Annotated in this window: 25 protein-coding genes; 7 read left to right on the top strand and 18 right to left on the bottom strand. The window is 69.1% G+C overall.

Features of this window, described 5'->3' with window-relative positions:
* Positions 1 to 237 precede the first annotated feature (237 nt).
* From flgL to flgB, 12 genes are all read right to left on the bottom strand, one after another.
* On the bottom strand, positions 238 to 1,479 hold the full coding sequence (gene flgL, locus J8I33_RS18225; protein WP_050014270.1) for a flagellar hook-associated protein FlgL: 1,242 nt from the start codon (positions 1,477 to 1,479) through the stop codon (positions 238 to 240).
* A 22-nt stretch (positions 1,480 to 1,501) separates the two neighbouring features.
* A complete protein-coding gene (gene flgK / locus J8I33_RS18220; protein ID WP_050014269.1) occupies positions 1,502 to 3,502 on the bottom strand; it encodes a flagellar hook-associated protein FlgK in 2,001 nt (666 codons plus the stop codon).
* 183 nt (positions 3,503 to 3,685) lie between these two features.
* A complete protein-coding gene (locus J8I33_RS18215) occupies positions 3,686 to 4,441 on the bottom strand; it encodes a flagellar brake protein (RefSeq protein WP_050014268.1) in 756 nt (251 codons plus the stop codon).
* Between the two features lie 221 nt (positions 4,442 to 4,662).
* Positions 4,663 to 5,655 (bottom strand): flagellar assembly peptidoglycan hydrolase FlgJ, encoded by a 993-nt coding sequence (gene flgJ, locus J8I33_RS18210; protein WP_089488897.1) that lies wholly within the window; start codon positions 5,653 to 5,655, stop codon positions 4,663 to 4,665.
* A complete protein-coding gene (locus J8I33_RS18205) occupies positions 5,656 to 6,831 on the bottom strand; it encodes a flagellar basal body P-ring protein FlgI (RefSeq protein WP_050014341.1) in 1,176 nt (391 codons plus the stop codon). It lies immediately after the preceding gene.
* 5 nt (positions 6,832 to 6,836) lie between these two features.
* Positions 6,837 to 7,526 carry a flagellar basal body L-ring protein FlgH gene (gene flgH, locus J8I33_RS18200; RefSeq protein WP_050014266.1) on the bottom strand — a complete coding sequence of 230 codons (690 nt, stop codon included), beginning with the start codon at positions 7,524 to 7,526 and terminating at the stop codon, positions 6,837 to 6,839.
* 21 nt (positions 7,527 to 7,547) lie between these two features.
* Positions 7,548 to 8,336: a flagellar basal-body rod protein FlgG gene (gene flgG, locus J8I33_RS18195; protein ID WP_006477564.1), complete on the bottom strand. Its 789-nt coding sequence runs from the start codon at positions 8,334 to 8,336 to the stop codon at positions 7,548 to 7,550.
* A 34-nt stretch (positions 8,337 to 8,370) separates the two neighbouring features.
* Positions 8,371 to 9,129, bottom strand: a complete 759-nt coding sequence (flgF, locus tag J8I33_RS18190; RefSeq protein WP_209938468.1) for a flagellar basal-body rod protein FlgF — start codon at positions 9,127 to 9,129, stop codon at positions 8,371 to 8,373.
* A gap of 19 nt (positions 9,130 to 9,148) precedes the next feature.
* Positions 9,149 to 10,390: a flagellar hook protein FlgE gene (gene flgE / locus J8I33_RS18185; protein WP_050014264.1), complete on the bottom strand. Its 1,242-nt coding sequence runs from the start codon at positions 10,388 to 10,390 to the stop codon at positions 9,149 to 9,151.
* Positions 10,391 to 10,417: 27 nt separating this feature from the next.
* Entirely contained in the window at positions 10,418 to 11,164 is a 747-nt protein-coding gene (locus tag J8I33_RS18180; RefSeq protein WP_050014263.1) for a flagellar hook assembly protein FlgD, read from the bottom strand.
* A gap of 67 nt (positions 11,165 to 11,231) precedes the next feature.
* The gene (gene flgC / locus J8I33_RS18175; protein ID WP_050014262.1) at positions 11,232 to 11,657 is read right to left on the bottom strand and encodes a flagellar basal body rod protein FlgC; all 426 of its coding nucleotides are present in this window, start codon (positions 11,655 to 11,657) and stop codon (positions 11,232 to 11,234) included.
* A 55-nt stretch (positions 11,658 to 11,712) separates the two neighbouring features.
* On the bottom strand, positions 11,713 to 12,201 hold the full coding sequence (gene flgB, locus J8I33_RS18170) for a flagellar basal body rod protein FlgB (RefSeq protein WP_050014261.1): 489 nt from the start codon (positions 12,199 to 12,201) through the stop codon (positions 11,713 to 11,715).
* 204 nt (positions 12,202 to 12,405) lie between these two features.
* Between flgB and flgA the strand changes: the two genes are divergently transcribed.
* From flgA to J8I33_RS18155, 3 genes are all read left to right on the top strand, one after another.
* The gene (gene flgA, locus J8I33_RS18165; RefSeq protein ID WP_124631183.1) at positions 12,406 to 13,644 is read left to right on the top strand and encodes a flagellar basal body P-ring formation chaperone FlgA; all 1,239 of its coding nucleotides are present in this window, start codon (positions 12,406 to 12,408) and stop codon (positions 13,642 to 13,644) included.
* A 117-nt stretch (positions 13,645 to 13,761) separates the two neighbouring features.
* Positions 13,762 to 14,091, top strand: a complete 330-nt coding sequence (gene flgM / locus J8I33_RS18160) for a flagellar biosynthesis anti-sigma factor FlgM (protein ID WP_050014260.1) — start codon at positions 13,762 to 13,764, stop codon at positions 14,089 to 14,091.
* A gap of 78 nt (positions 14,092 to 14,169) precedes the next feature.
* The gene (locus tag J8I33_RS18155; RefSeq protein ID WP_124557371.1) at positions 14,170 to 14,610 is read left to right on the top strand and encodes a flagellar protein FlgN; all 441 of its coding nucleotides are present in this window, start codon (positions 14,170 to 14,172) and stop codon (positions 14,608 to 14,610) included.
* A 56-nt stretch (positions 14,611 to 14,666) separates the two neighbouring features.
* On the opposite strand, the gene J8I33_RS18150 is transcribed toward J8I33_RS18155, so the two are convergent.
* Positions 14,667 to 16,517: a M24 family metallopeptidase gene (locus tag J8I33_RS18150; RefSeq protein WP_209938462.1), complete on the bottom strand. Its 1,851-nt coding sequence runs from the start codon at positions 16,515 to 16,517 to the stop codon at positions 14,667 to 14,669.
* Positions 16,518 to 16,890: 373 nt separating this feature from the next.
* On the opposite strand from J8I33_RS18150, the gene J8I33_RS18145 reads away from it, so the two are divergent.
* Complete coding sequence (locus J8I33_RS18145; protein ID WP_089488900.1) at positions 16,891 to 17,670, top strand: XRE family transcriptional regulator; 780 nt, start codon at positions 16,891 to 16,893, stop codon at positions 17,668 to 17,670.
* A 64-nt stretch (positions 17,671 to 17,734) separates the two neighbouring features.
* Here the strand turns inward: J8I33_RS18145 and J8I33_RS18140 are convergent, their stop codons facing one another.
* The 4 genes from J8I33_RS18140 to J8I33_RS18125 form a co-directional block, all read right to left on the bottom strand.
* Entirely contained in the window at positions 17,735 to 18,976 is a 1,242-nt protein-coding gene (locus tag J8I33_RS18140; protein WP_124638315.1) for a multifunctional CCA addition/repair protein, read from the bottom strand.
* Positions 18,973 to 19,620: a glutathione S-transferase family protein gene (locus J8I33_RS18135; RefSeq protein WP_124557368.1), complete on the bottom strand. Its 648-nt coding sequence runs from the start codon at positions 19,618 to 19,620 to the stop codon at positions 18,973 to 18,975. The genes J8I33_RS18140 and J8I33_RS18135 overlap by 4 nt, the downstream gene beginning before the upstream one ends.
* 64 nt (positions 19,621 to 19,684) lie before the next feature.
* On the bottom strand, positions 19,685 to 20,644 hold the full coding sequence (locus J8I33_RS18130; RefSeq protein WP_124680326.1) for a complex I NDUFA9 subunit family protein: 960 nt from the start codon (positions 20,642 to 20,644) through the stop codon (positions 19,685 to 19,687).
* 58 nt (positions 20,645 to 20,702) lie between these two features.
* A complete protein-coding gene (locus J8I33_RS18125; protein ID WP_050014253.1) occupies positions 20,703 to 22,655 on the bottom strand; it encodes a lytic transglycosylase domain-containing protein in 1,953 nt (650 codons plus the stop codon).
* Positions 22,656 to 22,663: 8 nt separating this feature from the next.
* Here J8I33_RS18125 and J8I33_RS18120 point away from each other — a divergent pair, with 8 nt between their 5' ends.
* Positions 22,664 to 23,272 (top strand): 5-formyltetrahydrofolate cyclo-ligase, encoded by a 609-nt coding sequence (locus J8I33_RS18120; RefSeq protein WP_124557366.1) that lies wholly within the window; start codon positions 22,664 to 22,666, stop codon positions 23,270 to 23,272.
* A 73-nt stretch (positions 23,273 to 23,345) separates the two neighbouring features.
* On the opposite strand, the gene J8I33_RS18115 is transcribed toward J8I33_RS18120, so the two are convergent.
* Positions 23,346 to 23,858, bottom strand: coding sequence for a winged helix DNA-binding protein (locus J8I33_RS18115; protein WP_057924555.1), 513 nt, complete (start codon positions 23,856 to 23,858; stop codon positions 23,346 to 23,348).
* A 149-nt stretch (positions 23,859 to 24,007) separates the two neighbouring features.
* On the opposite strand from J8I33_RS18115, the gene pxpB reads away from it, so the two are divergent.
* Entirely contained in the window at positions 24,008 to 24,664 is a 657-nt protein-coding gene (gene pxpB, locus J8I33_RS18110) for a 5-oxoprolinase subunit PxpB (protein ID WP_050014251.1), read from the top strand.
* Positions 24,661 to 25,728, top strand: coding sequence for a biotin-dependent carboxyltransferase family protein (locus J8I33_RS18105; protein WP_050014250.1), 1,068 nt, complete (start codon positions 24,661 to 24,663; stop codon positions 25,726 to 25,728). The genes pxpB and J8I33_RS18105 overlap by 4 nt, the downstream gene beginning before the upstream one ends.
* Position 25,729 lies beyond the last annotated feature (1 nt).

Here is a 25,729-nt window from a genome sequence, read left to right as displayed (position 1 = left end):
CTGCGAAGGATGCGCCGGTCTGGAATCTGGCGCGAGTTTACGGAGCGGAAATGGGGCTGGCAAGCGAACCGGCGGGCGGAGCCGGCCAAACGAGAACGCGGCAGGCCGCGCGAGAGAGCCGGTGCGCGACCGCGCGGCCTCGGCGAAGCGCCCGTCCGCGCACGATGCGCGGCTGGCAGCGGCAAGCACCGGCCGCGAAGTAAGCGTGCGCTCACATCGAGGCCGGCGCCGCGTGCATCACGGATTGATGTACTGGAACAGCGACAGGTTCTGCAGTTGCACGTACGCCTTCTGCGCGCCGGTCAGCGCGTTCTGCACCTGCAGGTACTGGCTGATCGTCGTGACCATGTTGGTGCTGGTCAGGTCCGTCAGGTTGCTGGTCGTCTGCAGCGACGCGGTCTGGGTGACGGCCTGCATCGCCTTCACTTCCTGCTCGCGGCCGCCGACGGATGCCTGGATCGTCGTCACGTTGCGCATCGTGTTGCCGACCTTGATCGACCCGGTCATCAGCGCGTTCTTCAGCGACACGGCCGCGACAGGGTTGCCGGTCACCGGCGTCTTCAGCGCCGCGATCATCGAGTCGAGCGTCGAGAAGATGTCGGCGCCGCCGCTCGCCTGCGGGCCGGGCGTCACGGCGAACGTATCGCCCGTGCTCGGCGTGCCCGATACGGCCACCGTCATCCCGCTGCCGAGCGCGATCGACGCACCCGACGTATAGGCCTGCGCGGGCGTCGTGGTCGGCGGCTTGGCCGAGTTGTCGGTCACCGTGTAGGTCGGCGCGGCGGGCGTGCCGCCGAACGTGATCGCGAAATGGTGATCGTTGGTCGCGGCGGACGGGTCCGTCACCGTCACCGCGCCGATCGCGCCGGTGCCGACGTTGCCGGCGCCGGCCGACGGAACCTGCGCGCTGCCGAGCGACGGCACGGACATGAACACCGCCGAACCGGTGTCGCCCTGCGACACGCTGCTCGAATCGGCGATCTGCACCTGGCGCGTGCCCGAGTCGCCGACGTAGCTGATGCTGCCGTTCGGGCTGGCCGTGAACGGCGCCGTCGAATTGTTCAGGCCGGCGAACAGGTAATTGCCGGCACCGTCGTTCGAGTTCGCGAGCGTCACCAGCTGGTCGCGATAGCCTTGCAGCTGCGTCGCGAGCGCCGAGCGGTCGCTGTCGGCCAGCGAGCCGTCGCCGGCACGCACGATCAGCGTCTGCACGCCGGTCAGCACGCTGCTCACGCTCTGCAGCGCCTGGTCCTCGGCCTGCAGCGACGCGAGCGCGGTGGTCTGGTTGGTCGTGTACTGCGACAGCGTCGCCGACGTCATCGACAGTTGCACGGCCTGCGCCGCGCCGACCGGGTTGTCGGCCGGCGTCTGCAGGCTCGTGCCGCTCGAAATCTGCTGGTACAGCTGCGCGAGCTGCGCCTGCTGATCGTTCATCTGTGAAACGTTCAGCTGGAAGAACTGGGCGCTGGAAATTCGCATCGCTTCTATCCCTCGAATCCGGTCAGTTGAACAGGCCGAGCACGGTCTGGAACAGCGTCGCCGCCGTCTGGATCACTTTCGCGTTCGCCTGGTAAAGCTGCTGGTACTGCATCAGGTTCGCCGCTTCCTCGTTCTGGTTCACGCCCGACACCGACTGCTGCGCGGTCGTGATCTGGCCGACGAGCGAGGTCTGCGCAGCGCTCGACGACTTCAGCTGGCTCGCCGTGTTGCCGATCGCGTTCACGTAGTTCGCATACGCGCCGGTCAGCGTCGTCGTGCCGCCGCCGAGCGCCTTCGCGGTGACGAGCTGCGACAACGCTTGTGCGTTGGAGCCGTCGCTCGTGCCGCCCGCGTACGGTCCGATCGTGAACGTGTCGCCATCCGACGGCGCGCCGGACAGCGTGACGGTCACGCCGTTCATCACGCCCGCCGGGGCCGGCTGCGTGGTGCTGTTGATCGTCAGCTTCGCGCCTGCCGTCGCGTTGTACGGCACGCTGTCGGTCGGGCTCGTGATCGTCACCGAGGTCGGCGGGGTGCCCGCGATCGTCACCGTGGTGCCGGCCGGGAAGCCCGACAGCGACTGCGACGCCGCGTCGTAGGTCAGCTTGGTCGGCGTCGTCGGCACCTGGTAGCCGGCGCTCACCGCGCCCTGCGTGATCTTTGCCGTGCCGATGTTGGTTTTCGATGCCGCAGCGACCACCGGCGACGCGGCCGCGATCGCCGAGCCGCTCGTGGTCGCGAGGCCGAAGCCGGTCAGCGCGCCGCGCGTCGGCAGCACGGTGAACTGGTCGCCGGCATTCATCGCGCCGGACGAGAACGAGAAGTTCAGCCCGCCGAGCGAGACCGGCATCGGACCCGCCTTCTGGTCGACCACCGACCCGCTCGCGCGGTCGGTCAGCGTGTAGTTCGTGCCGTCGTACGACAGCGTGTAGTCGCTCGTCGTCGGCTGCGACGCATTGGCGAACGACACGGACAGCGACGCGTTGCCGGTGTTGCCCTGATTCGAATAGACGGTCGGGTTCGTCACCGTGAACAGGTTGCCGCCCGGCTTGCCCGCCAGATCGACGCCGAGCGCGTTCTGCGCGTTGACCTGCGCGGCGAAGCTGGTCGCGAGCGCGCCGAGCTGCGCCTGGGCCGGGTCGAGCGTCTGGCGGCGGAACGCGAGCAGGCCGCCGAGCGTGCCGCCCGACAGCGACGCATCCGGCAGCGCCTGGTTCGGCCCCTGCGGATTCGCGCCGGCGATGCCCTGCGACACGACAGTCAGCTCGCTCGGATCGGACGACGACGTGACGGTCGCAAGCTGGTAGCTCTTGTCGGCGACGACGAGCGGCTGGCCGCCCGCGAGGAATACGCTGTAGCCGCTGTCGTTGCGCACGACCTGCACGCCGGCGAGGCTCGACAGGTTCGACACCGCGAGGTCGCGCTGGTCCATCAGCTGGTTCGGCGGCTGCCCCTGGCTGCTCGCCGCCGAGATCTGCTGGTTCAGCTGCGCGATCTGCGCGGTGTACGTGTTGATCTGCGACACGGTGCTGGTGAGCTGCGTGTTCACGCTCTGGCGCAACGCGTCGTATTGCTGGCCCGCCGCCTTCAGCTGGTCGCCGAGAATCTGCGCGTTGCTGATCGCGGTCTGCCGCACCGACGGATCGGACGCATTGTTCGCGACGTTCTGCAGCCCCGTGAAATAGCTCGTGATCGCGGTCGAGATGCCGGCCGTCGGGCTGCCGACGTAGTTGTTCAGCTGCGCGACGAGCGAATACCACGTCGACAGCGCGCCGCCCTGCGACTGCGCACCGTTCAGCTGGTCGCTCAGGTACTGGCTGTACTGCCGTTGCACGGTGACGGTGTTCACGCCCTGCGGCAGGTAGCCGCTGCTGGTGTACTGCCCGCTCGCCTCGGCATAGACGGGGCGTTCGACCGAATAGCCGGGCGTCGCGGCGTTGCTGATGTTCTGGCCGGTCGTCGTGAGGCCCCAGAGCGCGGCATTCAGGCCGCTGACGCCGAGGTTCATGAGTGTGTTGGACATGCGCGATCCTGATGAGCCGGCCGCGCTGCGGCCGCCGGGTTGCGTGACTCCCGGTATAACGGCCGCGGATTGAAAAAATTGAGGAAAAAATGCACGCCCGACGCACGGGCGTGCGTCGCCGCTGGAAGCGCCCGGCGCAAGGCGCCGGCGGCGCTGCGCGGGCGGCCCGTGGGGGCCGGCGCGTCAGGCCCGCGCGAGCGAGCGGCGCTTCATTTCGAGCTGCGTGATCAGCCGCTGCAGCGTGTTCTCCGCGCTGCCCGGCAGCGACATGTAGCGAAAGCCGAGCTGGTAGCGCCGCGACCCGTTCGGCATCTGCGTCGAGCGCTGCGACACCAGTTGCAGGTCGAGCGACAGCTTGCCGTGGCCGGTCAGCTCGAGCTCGACGTCCGGCAGCAGCGTGCCGACCTCGAGCGCCTCGACGCGCTCGTCGGCCGTGCGCAGCCCCACGCCGCCGAGCGACAGGTTGTGCACCTCGAACAGGAAGCTTTCGCCGTCCGGCAGCTTGCCGCGGCACAGGAACGGATCGACGATCGGCGCGTCGACGCGGAAATATTCGCGGCGCTGGATGCACACCAGCACGTCGGGGAAATCGGCGACGAACGCGGGCAGCCCCTCGTAGCGCGTCTCGCGCGGCGTGCCCGTGGTGAATTCGACGCGCACGCCCTCCGGCGCGGCCGCGAACGTGCAGTGCGACGCGCCGAGGATGCCGGCGTTCTGCTCGGACAGCGCGCCCCAGTCGAACGTGAACGTCCGCTCGCCGACGTCGACCTCGAGCAGACGCGTGACGAGCTGGCCCCCCGGATACTGGACGGTCAGGAAATCGCCGCGGTTCACCAGGTTGCGCAGCTGCACGCCGATTTCCAGCGGATTGCGGCGGGCATAGTCGGGCCCGGAGTGGCCTGCATCCAGGCTGGGGTCCGTCGACGTTTCGATATTCATGGCTAGCCGGTCTTTCTTGTCATGGGCGCCCGGGGCAACCGGTGCGCAATAAAACCGGGCCAGAACGGGGGCCCGGTCGCAGGTCTCTCACACTTAGCGGCAGTGCTGACCGAAAGTTTAGATCGAAACGGCGATTTATTTCTCGCAAACGTTGAAACCGCGCGCGGCAAGGTGCCGGGCGCGGTCCAAAAGGGGTGGCGAGCCGGGAGCGGGCGGGCCCGTTAGCCGATCTGCTGCATGATCGAGATCAGCTTCTTCGCGTAATTCGGGTCGGTGGCGTAGCCGGCCTTCTGCATCCCGTGCGCGAAGCCTTCGACGCTGCGGCTCGCGCTCAGCACGCCCGCATAGCGCGGGTTGTTCTTCAGCAGGTTCGCGTAATCGGTCATCGCGTGCTCGTACGAATCGTACGCACGGAACTTCGCGACCACGCGGCGCGGCGTGCCGTTCACGTATTCGGTGGTCAGCGCCGATACGGTGCGGCCGGTCCAGCCCTTGTTCGCCTTGATGCCGAACACGTTGTAGCTGGTCGAACCGTCGGTCGCGCGGATCTCGCGCTTGCCCCAGCCCGATTCGAGCGCGGCCTGGCCGACGATGAAACGCGCCGGGATGCCGGTCGTCGCACTGGCCGCCTGCGCGGGCGCCGCGAGCCGGTCGACGAACGCGTCCGCGTTCGGCACGCCGCTCGCGCCCTTGACCGGCGGCGTCAGCGCGCTGCCGGCCGAGTAGCCGCGCGCGCCGGCGAGCCCGCCGTTGTTCGCCGCGTTCGCATAGGCCTTCGCCATCGCGTTCATCGCGGCGAGGCTGCCTTCGTTGCCGGCCGTGCCGAGGCCGCCGGCGCCCATGCCGCCCATGCCGCCCGCGCCGACGTCGGCCGCCGTGTCGCTGCCCGCGCTGGCGCCCGCATTGCGCAGCAACTGCTTCATCAGCGCATCGGCGACGCCGATGCCGCGCGTCGACATCTGCTGCGCGAGCTGCTGGTCGAGCATCGACGTGTACATCTTCGACGTATGCGAATCGAACAGGCCGCCGTCGGGCGACGCGTCGCGCATGCTCTTGAGCATCATCTGCGTGAACATCGCGTCGAACTGGCCGGCGACCGCCTTCGCGCCGGCCTGCGGCGACTGCTTCGCCTGCGCGCGCAGCGCGTCGAAACCCTGCACGTCGAGCGCGAAGCGCTGCGTGAGGTCGTTTGCGTTGGGGAGCGTGGCTGCCATTTAGATCACCTCCAGGTCGGCGCGCAGCGCGCCGGCCGCCTTCATCGCCTGCAGGATCGACATCAGGTCCGCGGGCGTCGCGCCGAGCGTGTTCAGCGCCTTCACGACGTCGGCGAGATTCGCGCCGGCCGTCACCATCTTCAGCGCGCCGTTGTCCTGCTTCAACTGGATCTGCGACTGCTGCGCGACCACCGTCTGCCCGTTCGAGAACGGCCCCGGCTGCGACACCACCGGCTGCGTGTTGACGACCACCGACAGGTTGCCGTGCGCGACCGCGCAGCTTTGCAGCGTGACCATCTGGTTCATCACGATCGAGCCGGTGCGCGCGTTCAGGATCACCTTCGCCGCGGCCTTGTCCGGGCTCACGTCGAGGTTCTGCAGGCGCGCCATGAACGCAACCTGCTGCGCGGAATCGGCCGGCGCCGCGAGCTGGATCGTGCGGCCGTCGAGCGCCGTCGCGGTGCCCGGGCCGAAGCTCGAGTTGACCGCGGACACGATCCGCTGCGCGGTGCCGTAATCCATGTCGTTCAGCTGCAGCTGCAGTACGCCGTTCATCTGCGCGACCGCGTTCGGCACCGCGCGCTCGACGATCGCGCCGCCGACGATCCGGCCGGCCGCGAGCTGGTTCACCTGCACGCGGCTGCCGTTCGCGCTGGCGCCCGCGCCGCCGACCGCCATGTTGCCCTGCGCGAGCGCGTACACCTGCCCGTCCGCGCCCTTCAGCGGCGTGAGCAGCAGCGTGCCGCCGCGCAGGCTCTTCGCGTTGCCGAGCGACGACACGGTCACGTCGAGCGCTTCGCCGGGCCGTGCGAACGGCGGCAGCGTGGCCGTCACCATCACGGCCGCGACGTTCTTCAGCTGCATGTTGTTCAGCGACGACGGGCCGCCGTTGGCCGAACCGTTGTTGATCGAGATGCCGAGGTTCGCGAGCATGTTCGCGAGCGTCTGCGTCGTAAACGGCGTCTGCATCGTCTGGTCGCCCGTGCCGTCGAGGCCGACGACGAGGCCATAGCCGATCAGCGGGTTGTCGCGCACGCCCTGGATCTGCGCGAGATCCTTCAGGCGTTCCGCGTGCGCGGGCGCGGCGCCGAGCACGCACGCGGCCAGCACGACGGCGGCACACCGCGCGACGGCGCGTGCACGCAGCGACAGGCGGTGGAAAAGGGGGAGCTGCATCGTCATCACCACGGCGCGATGTTGAGGAAGAAGCGCTGCAGCCAGCCCATCGTCTCGGCTTCGTTGATATAGCCCTTCGACGAGTATTCGATCTTCGCGTCGGCGACCTGCGTCGAGTAGACGGAGTTCGCGCCCGAGATCGTGTTCGGGTTGACGACCCCCGAGAAGCGCACGAATTCGTTGCCCTGGTTGATCAGCATCTGCTTCTCGCCGCTGACCACGAGGTTGCCGTTCGGCAGCACGCTGGTGACGGTCACCGTGATCGTGCCGTTGAACGTGTTCGCCGCGCTCGCGCCGCCAGTGGCCGCGAACTTGTTCGCGCCGGCCGCCGACAGGTTCGCCTTCGCGAACAGCCCGCCGAGGAACGCGGCCGTCGGCACGCTGAAGTCGGTGTTGCCCTGCCGGTTGGTGTTCGCGCCCGACGACTTGGTCGCGTTGATGTTCTCCGCGATCATGATCGTCAGGATGTCGCCGATGTTGCGCGGGCGCTGATCCTCGAACAGCGGCCGCCCCGCGTAGCCGGGGTTGTAGATCGAGCCGGGCGCCTGCATCGACATCGGCATCGGCGGCTGCGCCGTCATCGGCTGCTGGATGATCGGATCGCGCGGAATCTGCGCGCAACCGGCGAGCGCCGCCACCGCGACCGCGCACGCGGCGCGGACGGTGGCTGACGAGGGGAGGCGAACCTGCTTCATGGCTGCGACGGGACGTTCCGGTTAGCTCTTCATCTGCGTGACGGTCTGCAGCATCTGGTCGGACGTCGTCACGGCCTTGCTGTTGATCTCGTAGGCACGCTGCGTCTGGATCATGTTGACGAGTTCCTGCACGACGTTCACGTTCGACGCCTCGACGTAGCCCTGGTTGAGCACGCCCGCGCCGTTCAGCCCCGGCTGCGACACGTTCGGCGCGCCCGACGACGTCGTTTCCGCGAACAGGTTCTCGCCCTTCGCCTCGAGGCCGGTCGGATTGATGAAGGTCGCGATCTGCAGCGAACCGATCTGCACCGCGTTGCTGGAACCCGGCTGCGTGACCGACACGACGCCGTCCTTGCCGATCGTCAGCGACTGCGCGTTCTGCGGCACGGTGATCGCCGGCAGGACCTGGTAGCCGCTCGACGTGACGAGCTGGCCCTGCGCGTTGGTCTGGAACGAGCCGTCGCGCGTGTACGCGTTGGTGCCGTCCGGCATCAGCACCTGGAAGAAGCCCGCGCCGTTGATCGCGACGTCCTTCGAGTTGCCGGTCTGCGTGAGGCCGCCCTGCGTGTACAGGCGCTCGGTCGCGACCTGCTGCACGCCGGTGCCGAGCTGCAGGCCCGACGGCAGTTCGGTCTGCTGCGTCGAGTTCGCGCCGGGCTGGCGGATGGTCTGGTACAGCAGATCCTCGAACACCGCGCGCGACGCCTTGAAGCCGTTCGTGCTGGTGTTCGCGAGGTTGTTCGAAATCACGTCCATCTGCGCCTGCTGCGCATTCATGCCGGTCGCGGCGATGTAGAGCGAACGATTCACTTGGTCAGTCTCCTGCGTAGGCTGGCGCGGGCGCTCAGCTGAAATTGAGCAGCTGGTTCGCCGTCTGCTCGTTCTGGTCGGCCGTCTGGATCAGCTTCGACTGAAGCTGGAACGCGCGCGCGTTGTCGATCATCGCGACCATCGCGGTCACCGGGTTCACGTTGCTGCCTTCGATCGAATTCGGCGTGACGACCACGTTCGGGTCGGCGTCGGCCGGATTGCCGTCGGCGGTGCGGAACAACCCGTCGTTGCCGCGCGTGAGCGTGGCCGGATCGGGATTGACGAGCTTCATCTGGTCGACGATCGCAACCGCCGTCGGCGGGTCGCCCGGCATCAGCGCGGACACCGTGCCGTCCTTGCCGATCGTCACTTCCGCGTTCGGCGGCACCGAGATCGGGCCGCCGTTGCCGACCACCGGCAGGTTGCTCGCGTTGACGAGCTGGCCGTTCTCGTCGACGTGCAGGTTGCCGGCGCGCGTGTACGCCTCGCCGCCGTCGGCCGTCTGCACCGACAGCCAGCCCGCGCCCTGCACCGCGACGTCGAGCGGATTGCCGGTGCGCGTGATCGGACCCGGCGCGTAATCGGCGCCGGGCGTGGACGCGAGCACGTAGGTGCGCGTCGTCGTCGGGTCGATGTTGCTGCCGTCGCCGAAATTCATCGGCACCGCGCGATACATCGCGAGCTGCGCGCGAAAACCCGTCGTCGACGCGTTCGCGAGGTTGTTCGCGACGATCGCCTGCTGGTCGAGCGACTGCGACGCGCCCGTCATCGCCGTATAGATCAGTCGGTCCATGGCTGCCGGTTATCCGCGCTTACAGGTTGATGAGCGTCTGGTCGACGGTCTGCTGCGTCTTGATCGTCTGCGCGTTCGCCTGGTAGTTGCGCTGCGCGGTGATCAGGTTGACGAGCTGCGAGGTCAGGTCGACGTTCGAGTTCTCGAGCGCGCTGCCCTGCAGCGTGCCGTGGTTCGTGCTGCCCGGCGCCGACACCTGCGGCACGCCCGACGCCGACGATTCGGCGTACTGGTTGCCGCCGAGGTTCACCAGCCCGTTCGGGTTGTTGAAGTTCGCGAGCGCGATCAGGCCAAGCACGGCGGTCTGGCCGTTCGAGTAGTTGCCGGTCAGCTTGCCGTCGCTGCCGATCGAGTAGGTGGTGAGCCTGCCGCTCGCGTAGCCGTCCTGCGCGAGATTGTTCACGCCGTCCTTGCCGCCGTACTGCGTCGTGCCGGTCAGGTCCAGCGTCAGCGCCTGCGGCGTCGCCGAGCCGTCGGTGTTCGGCACGGTGAACTGGAACTGGCCGAGCGACGCGGTCGGCGCGGCCGGCGTGCCGGTCGTCGTGCTCTTGATCGCGCCCGACGTATCGAACGTGATCGTGCCGAGATCGGTCGTCGCGCCGCCCTGGACGCCCGCGTACGCTTCCCACGTGCCGGCCGCCGACTTCACGAAGTACATGTTGACCGCCTGCGAGCCGCCGAGCGAGTCGTACACCTGGATCGCGGTCGAGTAGTTGTACGTCGTGTTGTCGGTCGCGCTGAACGGCGTCTTGGTCGGCACCGTGTCCTGCGAGTTCAGGTTGAACTGGCCGGTGATCTTGGTCGTCGCGGTCGGCGCGATGTTGTTGGTCGGCGCCTGCAGCGGCACGGTCTGCGCGGTGTTGATCACGCCGCCCGCGTTGGCCGCGTAGCCCATCAGGTTACGGCCCTGCGCGTCGACGATGAAGCCGTTCTTGTCGCGCTGGAACGTGCCGTCGCGCGAGTACGTCGTCACGCCGTTGTTCGACATCTGGAAGAAGCCGTTGCCGTTGATCGCGACGTCGAGCGACGAGTTCGTCGTATTGATCGTGCCCTGCCCGAAGTTCTGCTGCACCGAGTTCAGCGACGTGCCGATGCCGATCTGCGTGTTGACCGACGTCGCGACCGAGTTCGCGTACATGTCGGCGAACTGCGCGGTGCTCGACTTGAAGCCGACCGTGTTCGCGTTCGCGATGTTGTTGCCGATCACGTCCAGCGCGTTCGATGCGCCGGCGAGGCCGCTCAGACCCTGTTGATAACCCATTTCGCTCTCCGTGACGAGAAAACTCGATCAGTTGGTGGTGGTGTCGCCGGTCGAGGACGACTTCGTGTTCGGGAAGATCGACGCAACCTGGGTGAGCCCCACCGTCGTGCCGTTCGACAGCACGAGCCCCGCCGTGCCGTCCGCCTGCTTGATCACGCTCTGCACCGTCGCGGCCGCGAGCACGGTCGGCGCATACGTCTTGCCGTCGCTGCCCGTGTACTGCGCGCTCACGGTGTAGACGCCGTCGGGCAGCGCGTTGCCGGCCGCGTCCGTCGGCGTCCAGTTGAACGGCACGGTGCCGGCCGACTGCTTGCCCGCGTTGATCGTGTTGACGACGGCACCCGTCTTGTCCTTCACGGTGATCGTCAGGTTCGACACGTCGCTCGCGAGCGACACGCCGAACGGCGACGCCGCGCCGCTCTTCACGCCGACGCTGTTGCCCGGCGCAAGCACGTTGGTGCCGATCAGCAGCGCGGCCTGCGTCTGCTGGCCGGCCGCGAGCTGCGTCGACAGCGACGTGAGCGACGTGTTCAGCTGCGCGATGCCGCTCACCGTGTTGATCTGCGCGAGCTGCGACGTCATCTGCGAGCTGTCCACCGGGCTGGTCGGATCCTGGTTCTGCAGCTGCGTGACGAGCAGCTTCAGGAACGTCGCCTGCAGGTCGCTCGCCGACGTGCCGTTGGTCGACGACACGTTGTTGGTGTTCATCGTGTCGGTCGGCAGCGTCGACACGTTGGTGCCGTTGCCGCCGATCGTCGTGTTGGAGGAAGTCATCCTGGGTGGCCTTCTGTCGGAACTGTCGGTCCGGGTCTCGGTAGGAAAAGGTCGGGCGGCGCGCGGCTTACGAGCCGATCGTCAGCGTCTTGAGCATCAGCGTCTTCGCGGTGTTCAGCGTCTCGACGTTGGCCTGGTACGAGCGCGACGCCGAGATCATGTTCACCATCTCCTGCACCGGGTCGACGTTCGGCATCTGCACGTAGCCGTTCGCGTCGGCGGACGGGTTCGCCGGGTCGTAGGTCGATTTCATCGGCGACGGGTCGTCCATCACCTTGGTCACGCGCACGCCGCCCACGCCCTGGCCGGACGCGCTGCGCGCGCCGCCGATCGGATCGGTCGCGAACACGACCTGCTTGGCCTTGTACGGCTTGCCGTCGGGGCCGGTCGCGCTGTCGGCATTCGCGAGGTTCGACGCGGTCACGTTCAGGCGCTGCGATTGCGCGGACAGCGCCGAACCGGCGACGCCGAAGATGTTCATCAACGAAGGCATGGAGGCTCCTTGTGCTGGGTGCCGGATTCGGAAGCGGCCGGCGCTTACGAGTTCGTTACGAGTTCGTCGTGATCGCGGCGAGCATCGCCTTGATCTGCTGGGTCATCACGGTCATCCCGGTTTCGTAGTGCAGCGCGTTGTTCGCGAACTGCACGCGCTCGACGTCGAGATCGACCGTGTTGCCGTCGAGCGACGGCTGCAGCGGCATCCGGTATTGCGCGCGGCCGTAGTCGTCCGACGGGCCGCCGGTCGGGATCAGCTTCGCGGTGCCGGCCATGTGGCCCGCCGCCGTCGACACCATCGACATGCCGCTCGTCACGCCGGCCGGCTGCGCCATCGGCAGTTGCGCGGCGTTGCTGGGCGCGAGCCCGCCGCCCGTCTGCTTCAGCGAGCGCGCGAGCGTCGACGCGAAATCGACGTCGCGGGCCTGGTAGCCGGGCGTGTCGGCGTTCGCGATGTTCGACGACAGCAGTTCCTGCCGATAGGCGCGCACGTCGAGCGCCTGTCGGCCGAACGCGAATTCCGCATCGAGTTTGTCCAGCATGTGTGCGTCTCTCCGTATGAAGCGCTGCACGCCCCTCGCACCGGATGGCGACCCGAGAGGCTTTTTTCCATGACAGCGATGGTAGGCGCGGGACGCAACCGGCAATCGGGCGAATAACGCGGCAAAGGCCCCCTCTATTCATCGTTTGCGCGACGCCCCGGCTCCCTAGAATGCGAAGCGGATCAACGGATCGGAGGCATGGCGATGACGGGCGGCGCACTTCGCGGCAGGAACGGGCGGCTCACGCACGCCCGGCGTGCGTTCGCGCTCGCCGCGGCGCTGTGGATCGCCGCGCCCGCCGTGCACGCCGATGACGGGATGATCGTGATTCCCGGGCGCGGCGAGACGGCCGAAACCGCGCTCGCGCACGCCAATGCAGCGAGCGGCGGGCAGTTCGGCGGGAATGCGGGGATCGCTTCGGCGTCGGCTTCGGGCGGACGGCGCGCGGCTGGCGCGGCGAGCGCCGCGACCGGAGATGGCTACGCGGCACAACCGGCCGGCCAGATGGTCGTGACGAGCGTCCCGCCGCCGGCCGCTGTGCAGGCCCCTGCGCCGCTCCCCGTCTATGCAGCCGCCCGCGCGAACGCCGGATACGGCACGACGCCGCGCGCGGCGGACCCCGCCGCCATCGCGACGGTCGTCGCCGGCACGGCCGAGCCTGCATCGGCTTTCGCGCGGCCGGCGCCGCAATCGGCAGCTTCGGCGCGCCTCGCGGCAGCCCGTGCCGCGTCGGCCGCAGCGGCAGCGCGCACCTCGGCCGCTTCCGCCAACCCGGCCCCGGCTCCGGCCGCCGCTACGGCCCAGCCCGCGACGCCGCCCGGCCAGCAAGACCCCGAAACGATCCGGCGCGCGGCGCTCGCGTTCCTGCAGCAGCAGATCGCCGGCCTGCCCGGCAAGACCACCGCGACGGTCACGACCGCCTTTCCGCGCGGGCTCGCCGCATGCACGACGCTCGAGCCGTTCTTGCCGACCGGCGCGCGCCTGTGGGGCCGCACGACGGTCGGCGTGCGCTGCGCGGGCGAGCGGCCGTGGACCGTCTACCTGCAGGCGAAGGTCGCCGTGCAGGCCACCTATTACGTCGCCGCGCGGCAGATCGCGCCCGGCGAGCCGCTCTCCGCGGCCGACCTGGTCGCGCGCGACGGCGACCTGACGGTGCTGCCGCTCGCGGTGATCACCGATCCCGCGCAGGCCGTCGGCGCGACCGCGCTCGCGCGCATCTCGGCCGGGCTACCGCTGCGGCAGGACATGCTGAAGAGCGCGGCGTCGGTGTCGGCCGGCCAGACGGTGCGGGTCGTCGCGGCCGGCCCCGGCTTCACGATTTCGGCCGAGGGCAGCGTGCTCGCGAATGCGGCGCCGGGCCAGTCGGTACGCGTGCGGATGGCGGCCGGGCAGATCGTCACGGCGATCGTCAAGGACGCCGGCACCGTCGAAATTCCGCTGTAGGAACGGATCTGCCGCAAAAATGTAAAGAATTGTTTATTCGGGGCATTTCGGGCTCGCGATGCTAAAGTTCGGGCCGACCCGGCCGTTATCTGGGTCAAACCGTACAGGAAACCCATCGTGAAGATCGATTCCACTCCGAAACCGAGCCCCCTCGCGCCGACCGGCACCGGCGCGGCCCGTGCGCCGTCCGGCACGGCCCAGTCGTCCGCACAGGCAGCCGATGCAGGATCGAGCGGCAGCGACACGAACGTCAACCTGTCGGGTCTGTCCGGCCAGCTGCGTTCGGTATCCGCGTCGGGCGACGCCGATATCGACACGGGTCTGGTCCAGTCGATCAAGGACGCGCTGAACGACGGCACGCTGACGATCGACGCGAACAAGATTGCCGACGGCGTATTGAACACCGCCCGCGAACTGCTGCAGCAGCAGCGCCCGCAGGGCAGCTAAGCCCCGGCCTCGTGGCCGGGTCACCCGGTTTGCCGGCGCGCGCGACACCGCACGCACCGGCGTGACGAGCATGACGCGATGAGAGAAGAGCTGCTGGCCACGGTCAACGACGAACACGCGACGATCGAGGCGTTCGCGTCCCTGCTCGTCTACGAGGAAAAGGCGCTGACGACGGCCGAGCCGCTCGAGATGCTGCCCGGCATCGTCGAGAAGAAAAGCGAACTGATCGACCGGCTCGCGCAGCTCGAACGCACGCGCGACACGCAGCTTTCCGCGCTCGGCTTTCCGGCCGGCAAGAAAGGCATGGACCAGGCGGCCGAGCGCGATGCGCGCCTCGCGGGCCGCTGGCAACTGCTGCAACAGGCCGCCGAACGCGCGCGCCAGGCCAATGCGAACAACGGGATGCTGATCCGGATCCGGATGGACTACAACGAGCGCGCGCTCGCGGTGCTGCGCTCGGCGCCCGCGCCGTCCGGCGTGTACGGCCCCGACGGACGCGTGTCGGCGCTCGCGCGCTGACCGGCCGACGTCGCACCGCGCGGCCGCCCTGCAGCCGCGCCTGTCCCTTCCCTTCGTTACAGCAGCGGACACGCGGTGACCTGCGTGCCGCTTTCCACGCACCGCCGCTCGTAGTCGCGCAGGTACGCACGCTCGGCGTCGTCCAGCAGATCCAGATCGATCAGGTCCCAGTCGTAGCCGACCGTCACGATGTTCTCGAACGTCACGGTGCCGGGCTGCGCGTCGTCGGGCCGCACGATCACGATGTTCTCGATCCGCACGCCGCCCTTGCCCGGCAGATAGATGCCCGGCTCGACCGAAATCACCGCATTCGGCACCAGCCCGTAACGCGCGCCCGGCGCGAACCGCACGCCGCCCTCGTGCACGTGAATCCCGACGCCGTGCCCGGTGCCGTGGCCAAAATCATGGCCGTGATCGCGACACACCTGCCGCACCAGCGCATCGACGTCGCCGCCTGTCGCGCTCGCCGGAAAGCGCGTGACGAGCCCCTTGATGCAGGCCTTCAGCGCGACCGTGTAGATCTCGCGCTGCCACGGCTGCGCGACCGTGTCCGGCCGCGTGCGACGCAGCACGACGCGCGTGCAGTCCGTCGCGAAGCCGGCTTCGTAGTACGCGCCGCTGTCGAGCAGCACGAGTTCGCCTTCGGTCAGCTCGACGTCGGCGCTCGCCGCCGTGTAATGCGCGAACGCGCTGTTCGCGCCGTTCGCCGCGATCGACGGAAACGACAGCGCGACCGCCGAACGGGCGCCGTATGCGTCGTTGATCGTGCGCGCGAGGTCGTACTCGGTGTGGCGCACGCCCGGCTCGCCGGTCTTTGCCCAGCGCATCGTCTCGGCGATCGCCGCGGCGCTGCGCGCGAACGCGTCGCGGAACTGGTCGAGCACTGCCGGCGTCTTGCTCGCCCGCATCGCCTCGACCGGGTTGAAATCGGCATGCCGCGCGTGCGGCCACACGCGGTTCACCGCGTCGACGAGCGCGCAGTTCACCGATTCGAACCCGTAGCACACGTGGTCGACCGCGAACTGCGCGAGAAAGCGCTCGAGCGCCGCGACGTCGCGCCGGATCACGTGCAGCGCCGGATACGAATCGAGCGCGACCTCGCAGCGGTCGCAGCCTTCCGGCAAGAACAACGCCACCTGAGCGCCGATCGCGAACAGGAAGCCGAGGTGCGACGACGCATTCGGGATGTGATAGCCGCGGCTGTTCAGCAGATACGCGAGATCGTCCGACGCGCAGGTGAAGAACGCGGTCTTGCCGTCGGCCGCGCCGGTATGCGCGGCGAGCCGGCGGTTCAGCGTGTCGAGGTTCTGCGCGACGCTCAGGCCGGTCATCGTGGCGGGAATCTCGAAGATCGGCCGCTCGACGTTCCAGCCCGGCAGCGCGATCGCCTGGTCGATTTCGCGATCGGCGAGGCTCGTCCAGTCGAGCGTCGCGGCCTGCGTCTGCTCGAACAACCGGTTGCGCTGCGCGACGCTGATCCGCCGCGCGTCGTAGCCGACCCGCGCGAGCCGGCTCGCGTGCGCGACCAGCCAGTCGGCCATCGCCTGCCAGATCGTCACGTCGATGCCGAGCTTCTCGACGCGCACGCGCGCCGGATCGCACTGCTCGTCGGCCTGGAAGTGATAGCGGCCGTCGACGAACAGCACGAACGGCGGCACGCCAAGCGCCTGCGCGGTCGCCGCGCTCAGGAAGATCCCGCAGCCGGCCGAGCCGTCGAAGCCCGACACCGCGTAGCGCGGGTTGTTGCTGCGCGGCAGGTACTCGGTCACGTACTCGTCCTGCGACGTGATCACCACCGCGTCGAGTCGCGCGGCATCGAGCAGGCGCGACAGGCCGGCCTGGGTCTCGGCGACGGACGCGTCGTACGGGGAAAGGCCGGAGAAGCTGTATTTCAGTCGGTCGATCATCGGATGCCCGTTATTCATTGTTGTCCGCGGCTAGCGGCGCGTCGCGGCAGCGCTGCTGCCTGACACGACACGTCGCCGCGGCGCAGGTCGCGCATGGCGCGACGCGCCGCCGGACCGCGCCGCGGTTCCAGCGGCCGCTCTCGGCAAATTTTCGTCTCACTTAACTTTGTTTGATGCGCGACAGAATCTAGAGCAGGCCGAAATCGAGGTCAAGCCAAAATTTTCGTAGGACTAAAATCGGCGCACGGCCTGCGGATCCCGGCACAGCGCCAATTCACCCGGCGATGCTGCGCGGTACAATGCGCCGGCCTCCGCCCCGGCGAGCGCACCGCCGCCGTGCCCGCGCCCCGACTCGTTGCCACGAAAGAGATTCATGGATTCAGACCTCATGCGTATCGGCCAGCGCATTCGCCGCCTGCGCCGGGAAGCGAAGAAGACGCTGCTGGAAGTCGCGACCGAAGCGAAACTGTCGGTCGGGTTCCTGTCGCAGGTCGAGCGTCATCTGACGGGCATCTCGCTGTCGTCGCTCGTCAACGTCGCGAAGGCGCTGGGCGTGCCGCTCGGCACGCTGATCGAGCAGCCTCGCCAGCCGCAGCCCGATTCGCACGAGGGCAGCCGCAAGCCGTACGCGCTCGACGCCGCGTCGCAATGGTACGAACGGCTGTCCACCACGTTCGACGGCAGCCAGATCAACGCGCTGAAAGTGCAGATGATGGAAGGCTACCGGTCGGAATGGGTCGCGCACGGCGGCGACGAATTCGTGTACGTGCTGGCCGGCCGCGTCTGCTACACGGTCGGCAGGAAGAATTACCCGCTGGGGCCCGGCGACTCGCTGCACTTCGACGCGCGCAAGCGGCATCGCGTGGCCAATGTCGGCGACGGGCCGGTCGAGCTGATCACCGTCAGCACGCTGCCGCTGTTCGACGACAGTTCGGCGGAATTCGCGTCCGCGACGACGGAAATCCGGCAGTCGAAGCCCGCCGAGCCGCGCGTGAGCCGCCGTGCGCCGACGCCCAGACGGGATGTTCGCGACGCCGCCGCGGCGCGGCCGTCCAAGGTTGACGCAGCCGACAAGAAGGGTTCGGCGAAGCCGCGCGCCGCCGCCGGCAAACGCCCGGCGGCCGCGACGCCGGCGCGCAGGAAGAAACCGTAACGGCCGACGGGCGCACATGCCGCGCGCCCGGTTCCGCGCCGATTACTCGCCGACTATTCGTCGACTACTCGCCGATCGCGAGCGCCTGCGCGACGGCCTGGATCCGCGCGCGATGCACGGCTTCCTTGATCTTCTCCGTGTCGCTGCCGATGCCACGCGCGATCGCGCCGGCATCGACGCTGCGCGCGGCCGCGAGCGCGACGCGCAGCCGCTCGGCCTGCGGATACGGCTGCGCATCGAGCCCGAGCCGGCCGCGCGCGTCCGATTCGCACGCCTGCAGCAACTCGGCGAAGCGCGCCGGCTTGCGCAGCGCGTCGCTGCGCTCGAAGAGCCGCACCAGCGCGGCCGCGCCCATCTCCATCACGCGATGCAGGTTGCCGTGCTCGCGCGCGACCACCAGCGCGAGATCGCGGCATTCGTTCGGCACGCGCAGCCGCTCGCACAACGGCTTGAGCAGCTCGACGCTGCGGCTTTCGTGGCCGACGTGGCGCGGCAGCACGTCCGCGGGCGTCGTGCCCTTGCCGAGATCGTGCGTGAGCGCCGCGAAGCGCACCGCCAGCGAATAGCCCTGCTTCGCCGCGTAGTCGACGACCATCATCACGTGCACGCCGGTATCGACTTCCGGGTGGTAATCGGCGCGCTGCGGCACGCCCCACAGCGCGTCGACCTCCGGCAGGATGCGCGCGAGCGCGCCGCAGTCGCGCAGCACCGCGAACATCCGCGACGGCTTCGCCTCCATCAGCCCGCGCGCGATTTCCTGCCACACGCGCTCGGGCACGAGCGCGTCGACCTCGCCCGCGTCGACCATCCGCCGCATCAGCGCGAGCGTTTCGTCGGCGACCGTGAAATCCGCGAACCGTGCGGCGAAGCGCGCGATGCGCAGGATCCGCACCGGATCCTCGACGAACGCGTCGCTCACGTGCCGGAACACGCGCGCGCGCAGGTCGGCCTGCCCGTCGAACGGATCGATCACCGGGCCGACCAGCGCGCCTTCCGGGCTCACCTCGCGCGCCATCGCGTTGATCGTCAGGTCGCGCCGCGCGAGATCCTCGTCGAGCGTCACATCCGGCGCGTAATGGAACCGGAAGCCGTGATAGCCGGCCGCCGTCTTGCGCTCGGTGCGCGCGAGCGCGTATTCCTCCTGCGTCTGCGGATGCAGGAACACCGGGAAATCCTTGCCGACCGGCCGGAAGCCCTGCGCGGTCATCTGCTCGGGCGTCGCGCCGACCACCACGTAGTCGCGATCCTGCACCGGCACGCCGAGCAATTCGTCGCGGATTGCTCCGCCTACTGCGTAGATGTTCATGGCTGCGGTTCGTATTCGGCGATCACGTTGGTTTCGCGGCGCGCGGCATCGATCCACCGCTGCACCGCCGGCAGCGCCGTCACGCGCGCCGCATAGCCGGCCGCCTCCGGCGACAGCGCCGGCGCATACGTGTTGAAGCGCATCACGACGGGCGCATACATCGCATCGGCGATCCCGAATTCGCCGAACAGGAACGGCCCGCCCGACGCCTCGATGCATTCGCTCCACAGCGCGTCGATGCGCGCGACGTCGGCGAGCGCGTCGGGCGTCGCGCCGCGCCCCGGCATCGACGCGCGGATGCTCATGCCCATCTGCGTGCGCAGCGCCATGAAGCCCGAATGCATCTCGGCGGACACGCAGCGCGCATGCGCACGCGCGAGCGGGTCGGCCGGCCACATCGGGAATTGCGGATAGCGCTCGGCGAGCGTCTCGGCGATCGCGAGCGAATCCCAGATCGCCGCGCCGTGATCGTCGACCAGACACGGCACCTTGCCGGTCGGCGAGTATTCGCGGATGCGCGCGGCCGTGTCGTCGCGGCGCAGTTCGACCACGATCTCGTCGAACGGGATGCCGAAATGCGCGAGCAGCAGCCACGGCCGCATCGACCACGACGAGTAGTTCTTGTCTCCAATGACGAGCTTCATGACGGGGTTCCGAAAAATGCGAAACAGGAAACGAAAGGCGCCGACCGGCGGCGCCCCGCGGGTATTAGCGACGCGAGCGGAACCAGTCGAACCGCGAGCGCGTCGGCGCTTCGCCGAGATACGCGGGCGCAATGCTTTCGAGACTCGCGGGCGAGAGCCCGAGTTCCGGCGCGAGCGGCCCCGACAGCACGTTCGGCACCGACATCGTCGCGAGATTGTCGCGCGTGAGCACCGGCTCCCCCGGCAGGCATTCGAACACGCTCGCCTGCAGCCGCGCAAGCGCGTCGGGCAGCCGCACGATGCGTGCCTGCCGGCCGACCAGCGTGCCGCAGTAGCGCACCAGTTGCTCGAGCGTGTAGACGGTCGGGCCGCCGAGTTCGTAGGTCTTGCCGTGCGCACCCGCGAGATCGAGCGTGTTGACGAACGCGCGCACGACGTCGCCGACGAACACCGGCTGGAAACGCGCGTCGGGCATCGCGAGCGGCAACACGGGGACCGTGCGCTGCAGTTTCGCGAACGTATTGAGGAAGGCGTCGCCCGGGCCGAACACGACCGACGGCCGGAAGATCGTCAGCGCGAGCGAATCGGTGGCCGCGACCGCATGCAGCGCGGCTTCGCCGTCGCCCTTCGAGCGCTGGTACATGCTCGCGCCGTGCGAATCGGCGCCGAGCGCGCTCATGTGCAGCAGGCGCTGCACGCCGACCTCGGTGCAGGCGGTCGCCAGCGCGGCCGGCAGCGCAACGTGCGCGCGCTCGAAGCCGGGCCCGTACGGCGTGCCCCGGCCGCCGTGCAGCACGCCGATCAGGTTGATCGCCGCGTGCGCGCCGGCGACGAAGCGCGCGAGCGTGCGCGTGTCGAGCGCATCGAGTTCGACGATGTCGACCGGCAGCATCTGCAGGTGGCGCGCGTGGTCGCGCCGCCGCGTGCCGATCCGCACCTGCTTGCCGGCGTCGATCAGCGCATTGACGAGCCGGCTGCCGATGAAGCCGGTGCCGCCCAGCAGCGCGACGGTCTGGCGATCCATTGTTCGAGTCCTAAAAAGAACACTGCCGCGTCTCGCGCGGCAGTGTGAAGATTGCGTATCAGGGCGAGATCATGCCTAGACGTTTCTTCAACGACTGCGGTTTGCCCTCGAAGAGCGCCGCGTAGTAGACGGTGTTCGACAGCACGTTCTTCACGTAGTCGCGCGTCTCGTTGAACGGAATCGTCTCCGCGAAGATCGCGCCTTCGACCGGCTGCGTCAACACCTGGCGCCACTGGCGCGGCCGCCCCGGGCCCGCGTTGTAGCCGGCCGTGGCGAGCACCGGCGAGCTGTCGAAGTTGTTGTAGATGTCCGCGAGATACCAGGTGCCGAGCTGGATGTTGGTGTCGATATCGTGCATCTGCGCACGCGAGATCGTGCCCATGCCGAGCTTCTTCGCGACCATCTGGGCCGTCGCCGGCATCAGCTGCATCAGGCCGCCCGCGCCCACCGACGAACGCGCGCTGATGATGAAGCGCGATTCCTGGCGGATCAGCCCGTACGCCCATTCGACGTCGAGTCCCGTCGATTGCGCGTAGCGCTCGACGGTCGTGCGGTACGGCGACGGATAGCGCAGCGTGAAATCGTGCTCGGCTTTCGTGCGGTCGGCCGTGTTGACCGTGCGGTCGAGCAGTTCGACGCGCTTGCCGTATTCGGCGGCCGCGAGCAGCTGGCGATCGGTCATCCCGCGCAGCGGCCAGTTCCATTCGCGATTGCCTTCGAGGCGCAGGTTCAGCGCGTAGAAGCGTTGCGCGAGCGCGAAGCCCGGAATCTTGCCCATCGCGTCGACCTCGGCGTCGCTCACCTTCGTGCGCGGCGGAATCGTCGTGCGCTGGCCGAGCTCTTCGCCGGCCAACTGCCCGTAGAAGTTGAACTGGCCGGCGACCTGCTCGAATTCCTGGTTCGCCTGCAGCGTGTCGCCGCTCTGCTTGAGCGCGCGCGCATGCCAGTAGATCCACGCCGGGTCGTTGCGCAGCGACGGCGGCATCTGCTCGATCGACCAGCGCACCATCGGCCAGTTGCCGGCGAGCAGCGCGGCGCGCGTGCGCCATTCGTAGCCGGGATTCGACAGCGGCGCGTTCGCCGATTTCGCATACCAGACCGACGCCATCGGCGAGCGCTTGATCGCGCCCTGGTAGCCGATCGCGCCCCACGCGATCGCCTGCTCCTGCTTGGTCAGCGACGGCGCGACCGTCGTCAGCATCCCGGCGGCGGCGTCCGGATCGTTGCGCGCCATGCGGCTGAGCGCGATCAGCGCGATCTGATGCGATGCGGCGTCAGCCCCGACGCCGCGCGCGAGGTACAGCGGCGGCGCGCTCGTCGCCTGGTCGAAGCCGACGGGGCGCGGGCCGAGCGCGTCGACGATCTTGCCGCCGAGCGTCGTGTAGTTCTGCTCGTACGCGAGGCGCGCCTGCTGCCACACGTCGTCGCTCGTGAACTGCTGGTTGACGGTGAGCGCGGTGATCAGGTCGACGCACGCATCGCCGTAGTTCTTCGGCTCGACGAGCAGCGCGCGCGCCGCGTCGGCGACGTTCTCGTTGCGCGCCGCGCGCGACTCGAGCGCGTAGCACTTGACCTGCGTGTCGTCGTCGAGCACGAAGCGCTTGTACTGGTCGTCGAAATTGCGCCAGTCGTGGCGCGCGCCGAGCACGAGCAGGTAGTCGTTGCGCAGGCGATCGGCGATCGCCTGGCCGTCGTAGCGCTGCAGGAACGACTGCACGGGCGCGTCCGGCGCATCGACGCGCGCGCGGCCCGTCGAATCGAACAACTGCGGCTTGATCTGGAAATACTCGACGTAGGACGGCACCGGATAGTTCGGGATCATCGACGCGAGCTGCGCGGCCTTCGCGGCGTCGTTGCGGCGTGCGGCTTCGCGAAGCTGCACGAAGATCTGGTCGTCCCCGGCGAGCGTGTCGTCGTTCGGTGCGGCGCATGCGGCCGTGCCGGCGACGAGCGCGGCGGCCGAAAGCGCGAGCGCGACCGCGCGATATACTCGGAAAAGGCTGTTCGACATCGTTTTGAATGGAGCACGAAGTGACCGAAAGCATAGCACGCAACCCTGTGCCGAACCCGAAGGTTGCGCTGCGCAAAACGCTGTCCGGCGCCCGTCGCGACGCCGCGTCGCAACCCGCCGCGAACGCCGCGCTCGATGCGCGGCTGCGCACGCTGCTCGACCGTCTGGCGCCGCGCACGGTCGGGTTCTACTGGCCGCTGCCGGGCGAATTCGATGCGCGCGACGCGGTGCTCGCATGGTGCGCGGCGGGGCCCGGCCGGTGCGCCGCGCTGCCGGTGATCGGCGAGCGTCACACGCCGCTCGCGTTCCACGCGTGGGACGCGCACACGCCGATGCGCGAAGGCCATCACCGGATTCCCGAACCGGCGTCGGGAATCGTCGTCGTGCCCGATCTTTTGCTGATTCCGTGCGTGGGATTCGATCCGCAGCGCTACCGGCTCGGCTACGGCGGCGGCTACTACGATCGCACGCTCGCCGCCTGGCCGGGCGACACGCTGCCCGTGACGGTCGGCATCGCGTACGAAGCGTGCCGCGTCGATGCGCTGCCGGCCGAGGCGCACGATCTCGCGCTGCGCTGGATCGTCACCGACGGTGCGCTTTACCCGGCCGCCGGATGATGGCGCGCGCGGCGCCGCGATCGTCGCGGCTTGCCGTGAGCGCGTCGCGGCGACCGACCGTTTCCGCGCTCGGTTACAGCGACGCCGCCGCGCGCGCGGCCGTGTCGTAGAGGCCCGACGCGTGGCGCAGCAACTGCGCCGCGTCTCCGATCTGCGCGTTGGTGAGGCCGCTGTCCTTCAGCGTCTCGATCAGGCAATGCTCGCGCACCTCGCGGTACTTCAGGCACAGCTCGCGGCCCGCGTCGGTCGCGAAGAAGAACACTTCCTTGCCGCTCTTCTCGCTTTTCACATAGCCGCGGGCGATCAGTTTTTTCAGCGCATAGGTCGCGACGTGCGTATCCTCGATATTGAGCACGAAGCAGATGTCGGCGAGCTTCTTCTTGCGTTCGCGATGGCTGACGTGATGCAGCAGCGAGACCTCGACCGCCGTCATGTCCTTCGCGCCCGCCGCCGACATGCAGCGCACCATCCAGCGGTTGAACGCGTTGCCGGCCATGATGAGCCCGTATTCGAGTTCCGACAGCTCCGCGCTCGAATCGGAAACGAGGTGTTCGGATGACACGATCTTGGTCGCAGGACGCTTCATGGAAAGGCGGCGCAAGCCGGATGACAGGACGTGCCCGAGTGTACGCCAGAAGCCCCGGCCTACGAGCTAGGCGAAAACGCTTATTGAGAAGTTGTCGATATTTTATTGACAATGTGCGCTAACATTGCCGTCCGAACCGTGCCAGTCCGATGACGCCACCCCGCATTTATCCGCTCGGCGATGCCGCCCTCGTCTGCGAGGTGCCGCCGCCCGCCACGCTCGATTGCCAGCGCCGCGTCTGGGCCGTGGCCGCGGCCGCGCGCGCGTGGCCCGACGTGATCGACGTCGTCCCCGGCATGAACAACCTGACCATCGTGTTCGACCCGCTCGCCGCGACGGCCGACTCGCTCACGCCCGCGCTGCGCGACGCGTGGGAGACGGCCGACGTCGAGCACGCGGACGGCCGCGAGGTCGAAATCCCGGTCGAGTACGGCGGGGCCGCCGGCCCCGACCTGGCCGCCGTCGCAGCGCACACGGGGCTGTCGGCCGACGAGGTCGTCGCACGCCACGCGGCCGGCGCCTACGTCGTGTTCTTCGTCGGATTCCAGCCGGGCTTCGCGTATCTGGGCGGCCTCGACGCGTCGCTGCATACGCCGCGCCGCGCGGCGCCGCGCCTCGAGGTGCCGGCCGGCTCGGTCGGCATCGGCGGCGCGCAGACGGGCATCTACCCGGCCACGTCGCCCGGCGGCTGGCAGCTGATCGGCCACACGTCGCAGCGGCTGTTCGATCCGGCGCGGCCGCAGCCGACGCTGCTGCTGCCCGGCGACCGCGTACGCTTCACCATTGCGGGAGTCGACGCACGATGACCCAGAGCAACGCACCGGGCACCGTCGAGGTCGTGCGGGCCGGCCCGCTGTCGACCGTGCAGGATCTCGGGCGCCGCGGCACGCGCCATCTCGGCGTCGCGCAAGGCGGCGCGCTCGACGGCCTCGCGCTCGAAGTCGGCAACCGGCTCGTCGGCAACCGCCCCGACGCGGCGGCCGTCGAAATCACGATCGGCCCCGCCACGTTCCGCTTCACGCGCGCCACGCGCATCGCGATCACCGGCACCGAGTTCGGCGCGACGCTCGACGGCAAGCCCGTGTATTCGTGGTGGAGCCTGCCGGTCGACGCCGGCCAGACGCTCGTGCTGCCGGCCGCGAAACGCGGGATGCGCGGCTACCTGTGCATCGCGGGCGGCATCGACGTGCTGCCGATGCTCGGCTCGCGCAGCACCGATCTCGCGTCGCGCTTCGGCGGCCTCGGCGGTCGCACGCTGCGCGACGGCGACCGGCTGCCGGTCGGCGCGCCGCCGGCCGGCGCCGGCTGCCTCGCGGCCGACGCGCCCGAATTCGGCGTGAAGGCGCCGGCGTGGTGCGCGTTCGTGCGCGTCGACGAGCCGCCGCGCCGTCACCGCCCCGCGCATGCGCCGTGGGCGATGCCCGTACGCGTGCTGCCGGGCCCGGACTACGCGTCGTTCGCGGCCGATTCGCAGCAGGCGTTCTGGGACGAGGAATGGCTCGTCACCGCGAACAGCAACCGGATGGGCTATCGCCTCGCCGGCGCCGAGCTGGTGCGCGAGCGGCCGGCCGAGCTGCTGTCGCACGCGGTGCTGCCGGGCACGATCCAGGTGCCGCCGAACGGCCAGCCGATCGTGCTGATGCACGACGCGCAGACCACCGGCGGGTACCCGAAGATCGGCACGGTGATCCGCGCCGACCTGTGGAAGCTCGCGCAGGCGCGGCTCAACCTGCCGATCCGCTTCGTGCGCACGACGCCCGACGCCGCGCGCGCCGCCCTCGTCGCGGAACGGGCGTACCTGCGCCAGATCGACGTCGCGATCGAGATGCGCGAGGAAGCGCGCCGCCGCGCGCAATCGCGCGCGGCGTGAC

Source organism: Burkholderia sp. AcTa6-5 (assembly GCF_017815075.1).
GTDB lineage: Bacteria > Pseudomonadota > Gammaproteobacteria > Burkholderiales > Burkholderiaceae > Burkholderia > Burkholderia sola.
Note: the sequence above shows the minus strand (reverse complement) of the source record. Positions and strands in the feature narration are given on the sequence as shown.

Coding starts and splice junctions, on each gene's coding strand:
- flgL (WP_050014270.1), bottom strand. CDS start 1,479: ATGCGAATTTCCAGCGCCCAGTTCTTCCAGCTGAACGTTTCACAGATG.
- flgK (WP_050014269.1), bottom strand. CDS start 3,502: ATGTCCAACACACTCATGAACCTCGGCGTCAGCGGCCTGAATGCCGCG.
- J8I33_RS18215 (WP_050014268.1), bottom strand. CDS start 4,441: ATGAATATCGAAACGTCGACGGACCCCAGCCTGGATGCAGGCCACTCC.
- flgJ (WP_089488897.1), bottom strand. CDS start 5,655: ATGGCAGCCACGCTCCCCAACGCAAACGACCTCACGCAGCGCTTCGCG.
- J8I33_RS18205 (WP_050014341.1), bottom strand. CDS start 6,831: ATGCAGCTCCCCCTTTTCCACCGCCTGTCGCTGCGTGCACGCGCCGTC.
- flgH (WP_050014266.1), bottom strand. CDS start 7,526: ATGAAGCAGGTTCGCCTCCCCTCGTCAGCCACCGTCCGCGCCGCGTGC.
- flgF (WP_209938468.1), bottom strand. CDS start 9,129: ATGGACCGACTGATCTATACGGCGATGACGGGCGCGTCGCAGTCGCTC.
- flgE (WP_050014264.1), bottom strand. CDS start 10,390: ATGGGTTATCAACAGGGTCTGAGCGGCCTCGCCGGCGCATCGAACGCG.
- J8I33_RS18180 (WP_050014263.1), bottom strand. CDS start 11,164: ATGACTTCCTCCAACACGACGATCGGCGGCAACGGCACCAACGTGTCG.
- flgC (WP_050014262.1), bottom strand. CDS start 11,657: ATGCCTTCGTTGATGAACATCTTCGGCGTCGCCGGTTCGGCGCTGTCC.
- flgB (WP_050014261.1), bottom strand. CDS start 12,201: ATGCTGGACAAACTCGATGCGGAATTCGCGTTCGGCCGACAGGCGCTC.
- flgA (WP_124631183.1), top strand. CDS start 12,406: ATGACGGGCGGCGCACTTCGCGGCAGGAACGGGCGGCTCACGCACGCC.
- J8I33_RS18155 (WP_124557371.1), top strand. CDS start 14,170: ATGAGAGAAGAGCTGCTGGCCACGGTCAACGACGAACACGCGACGATC.
- J8I33_RS18150 (WP_209938462.1), bottom strand. CDS start 16,517: ATGATCGACCGACTGAAATACAGCTTCTCCGGCCTTTCCCCGTACGAC.
- J8I33_RS18145 (WP_089488900.1), top strand. CDS start 16,891: ATGGATTCAGACCTCATGCGTATCGGCCAGCGCATTCGCCGCCTGCGC.
- J8I33_RS18140 (WP_124638315.1), bottom strand. CDS start 18,976: ATGAACATCTACGCAGTAGGCGGAGCAATCCGCGACGAATTGCTCGGC.
- J8I33_RS18135 (WP_124557368.1), bottom strand. CDS start 19,620: ATGAAGCTCGTCATTGGAGACAAGAACTACTCGTCGTGGTCGATGCGG.
- J8I33_RS18130 (WP_124680326.1), bottom strand. CDS start 20,644: ATGGATCGCCAGACCGTCGCGCTGCTGGGCGGCACCGGCTTCATCGGC.
- J8I33_RS18125 (WP_050014253.1), bottom strand. CDS start 22,655: ATGTCGAACAGCCTTTTCCGAGTATATCGCGCGGTCGCGCTCGCGCTT.
- J8I33_RS18120 (WP_124557366.1), top strand. CDS start 22,664: ATGGAGCACGAAGTGACCGAAAGCATAGCACGCAACCCTGTGCCGAAC.
- J8I33_RS18115 (WP_057924555.1), bottom strand. CDS start 23,858: ATGAAGCGTCCTGCGACCAAGATCGTGTCATCCGAACACCTCGTTTCC.
- pxpB (WP_050014251.1), top strand. CDS start 24,008: ATGACGCCACCCCGCATTTATCCGCTCGGCGATGCCGCCCTCGTCTGC.
- J8I33_RS18105 (WP_050014250.1), top strand. CDS start 24,661: ATGACCCAGAGCAACGCACCGGGCACCGTCGAGGTCGTGCGGGCCGGC.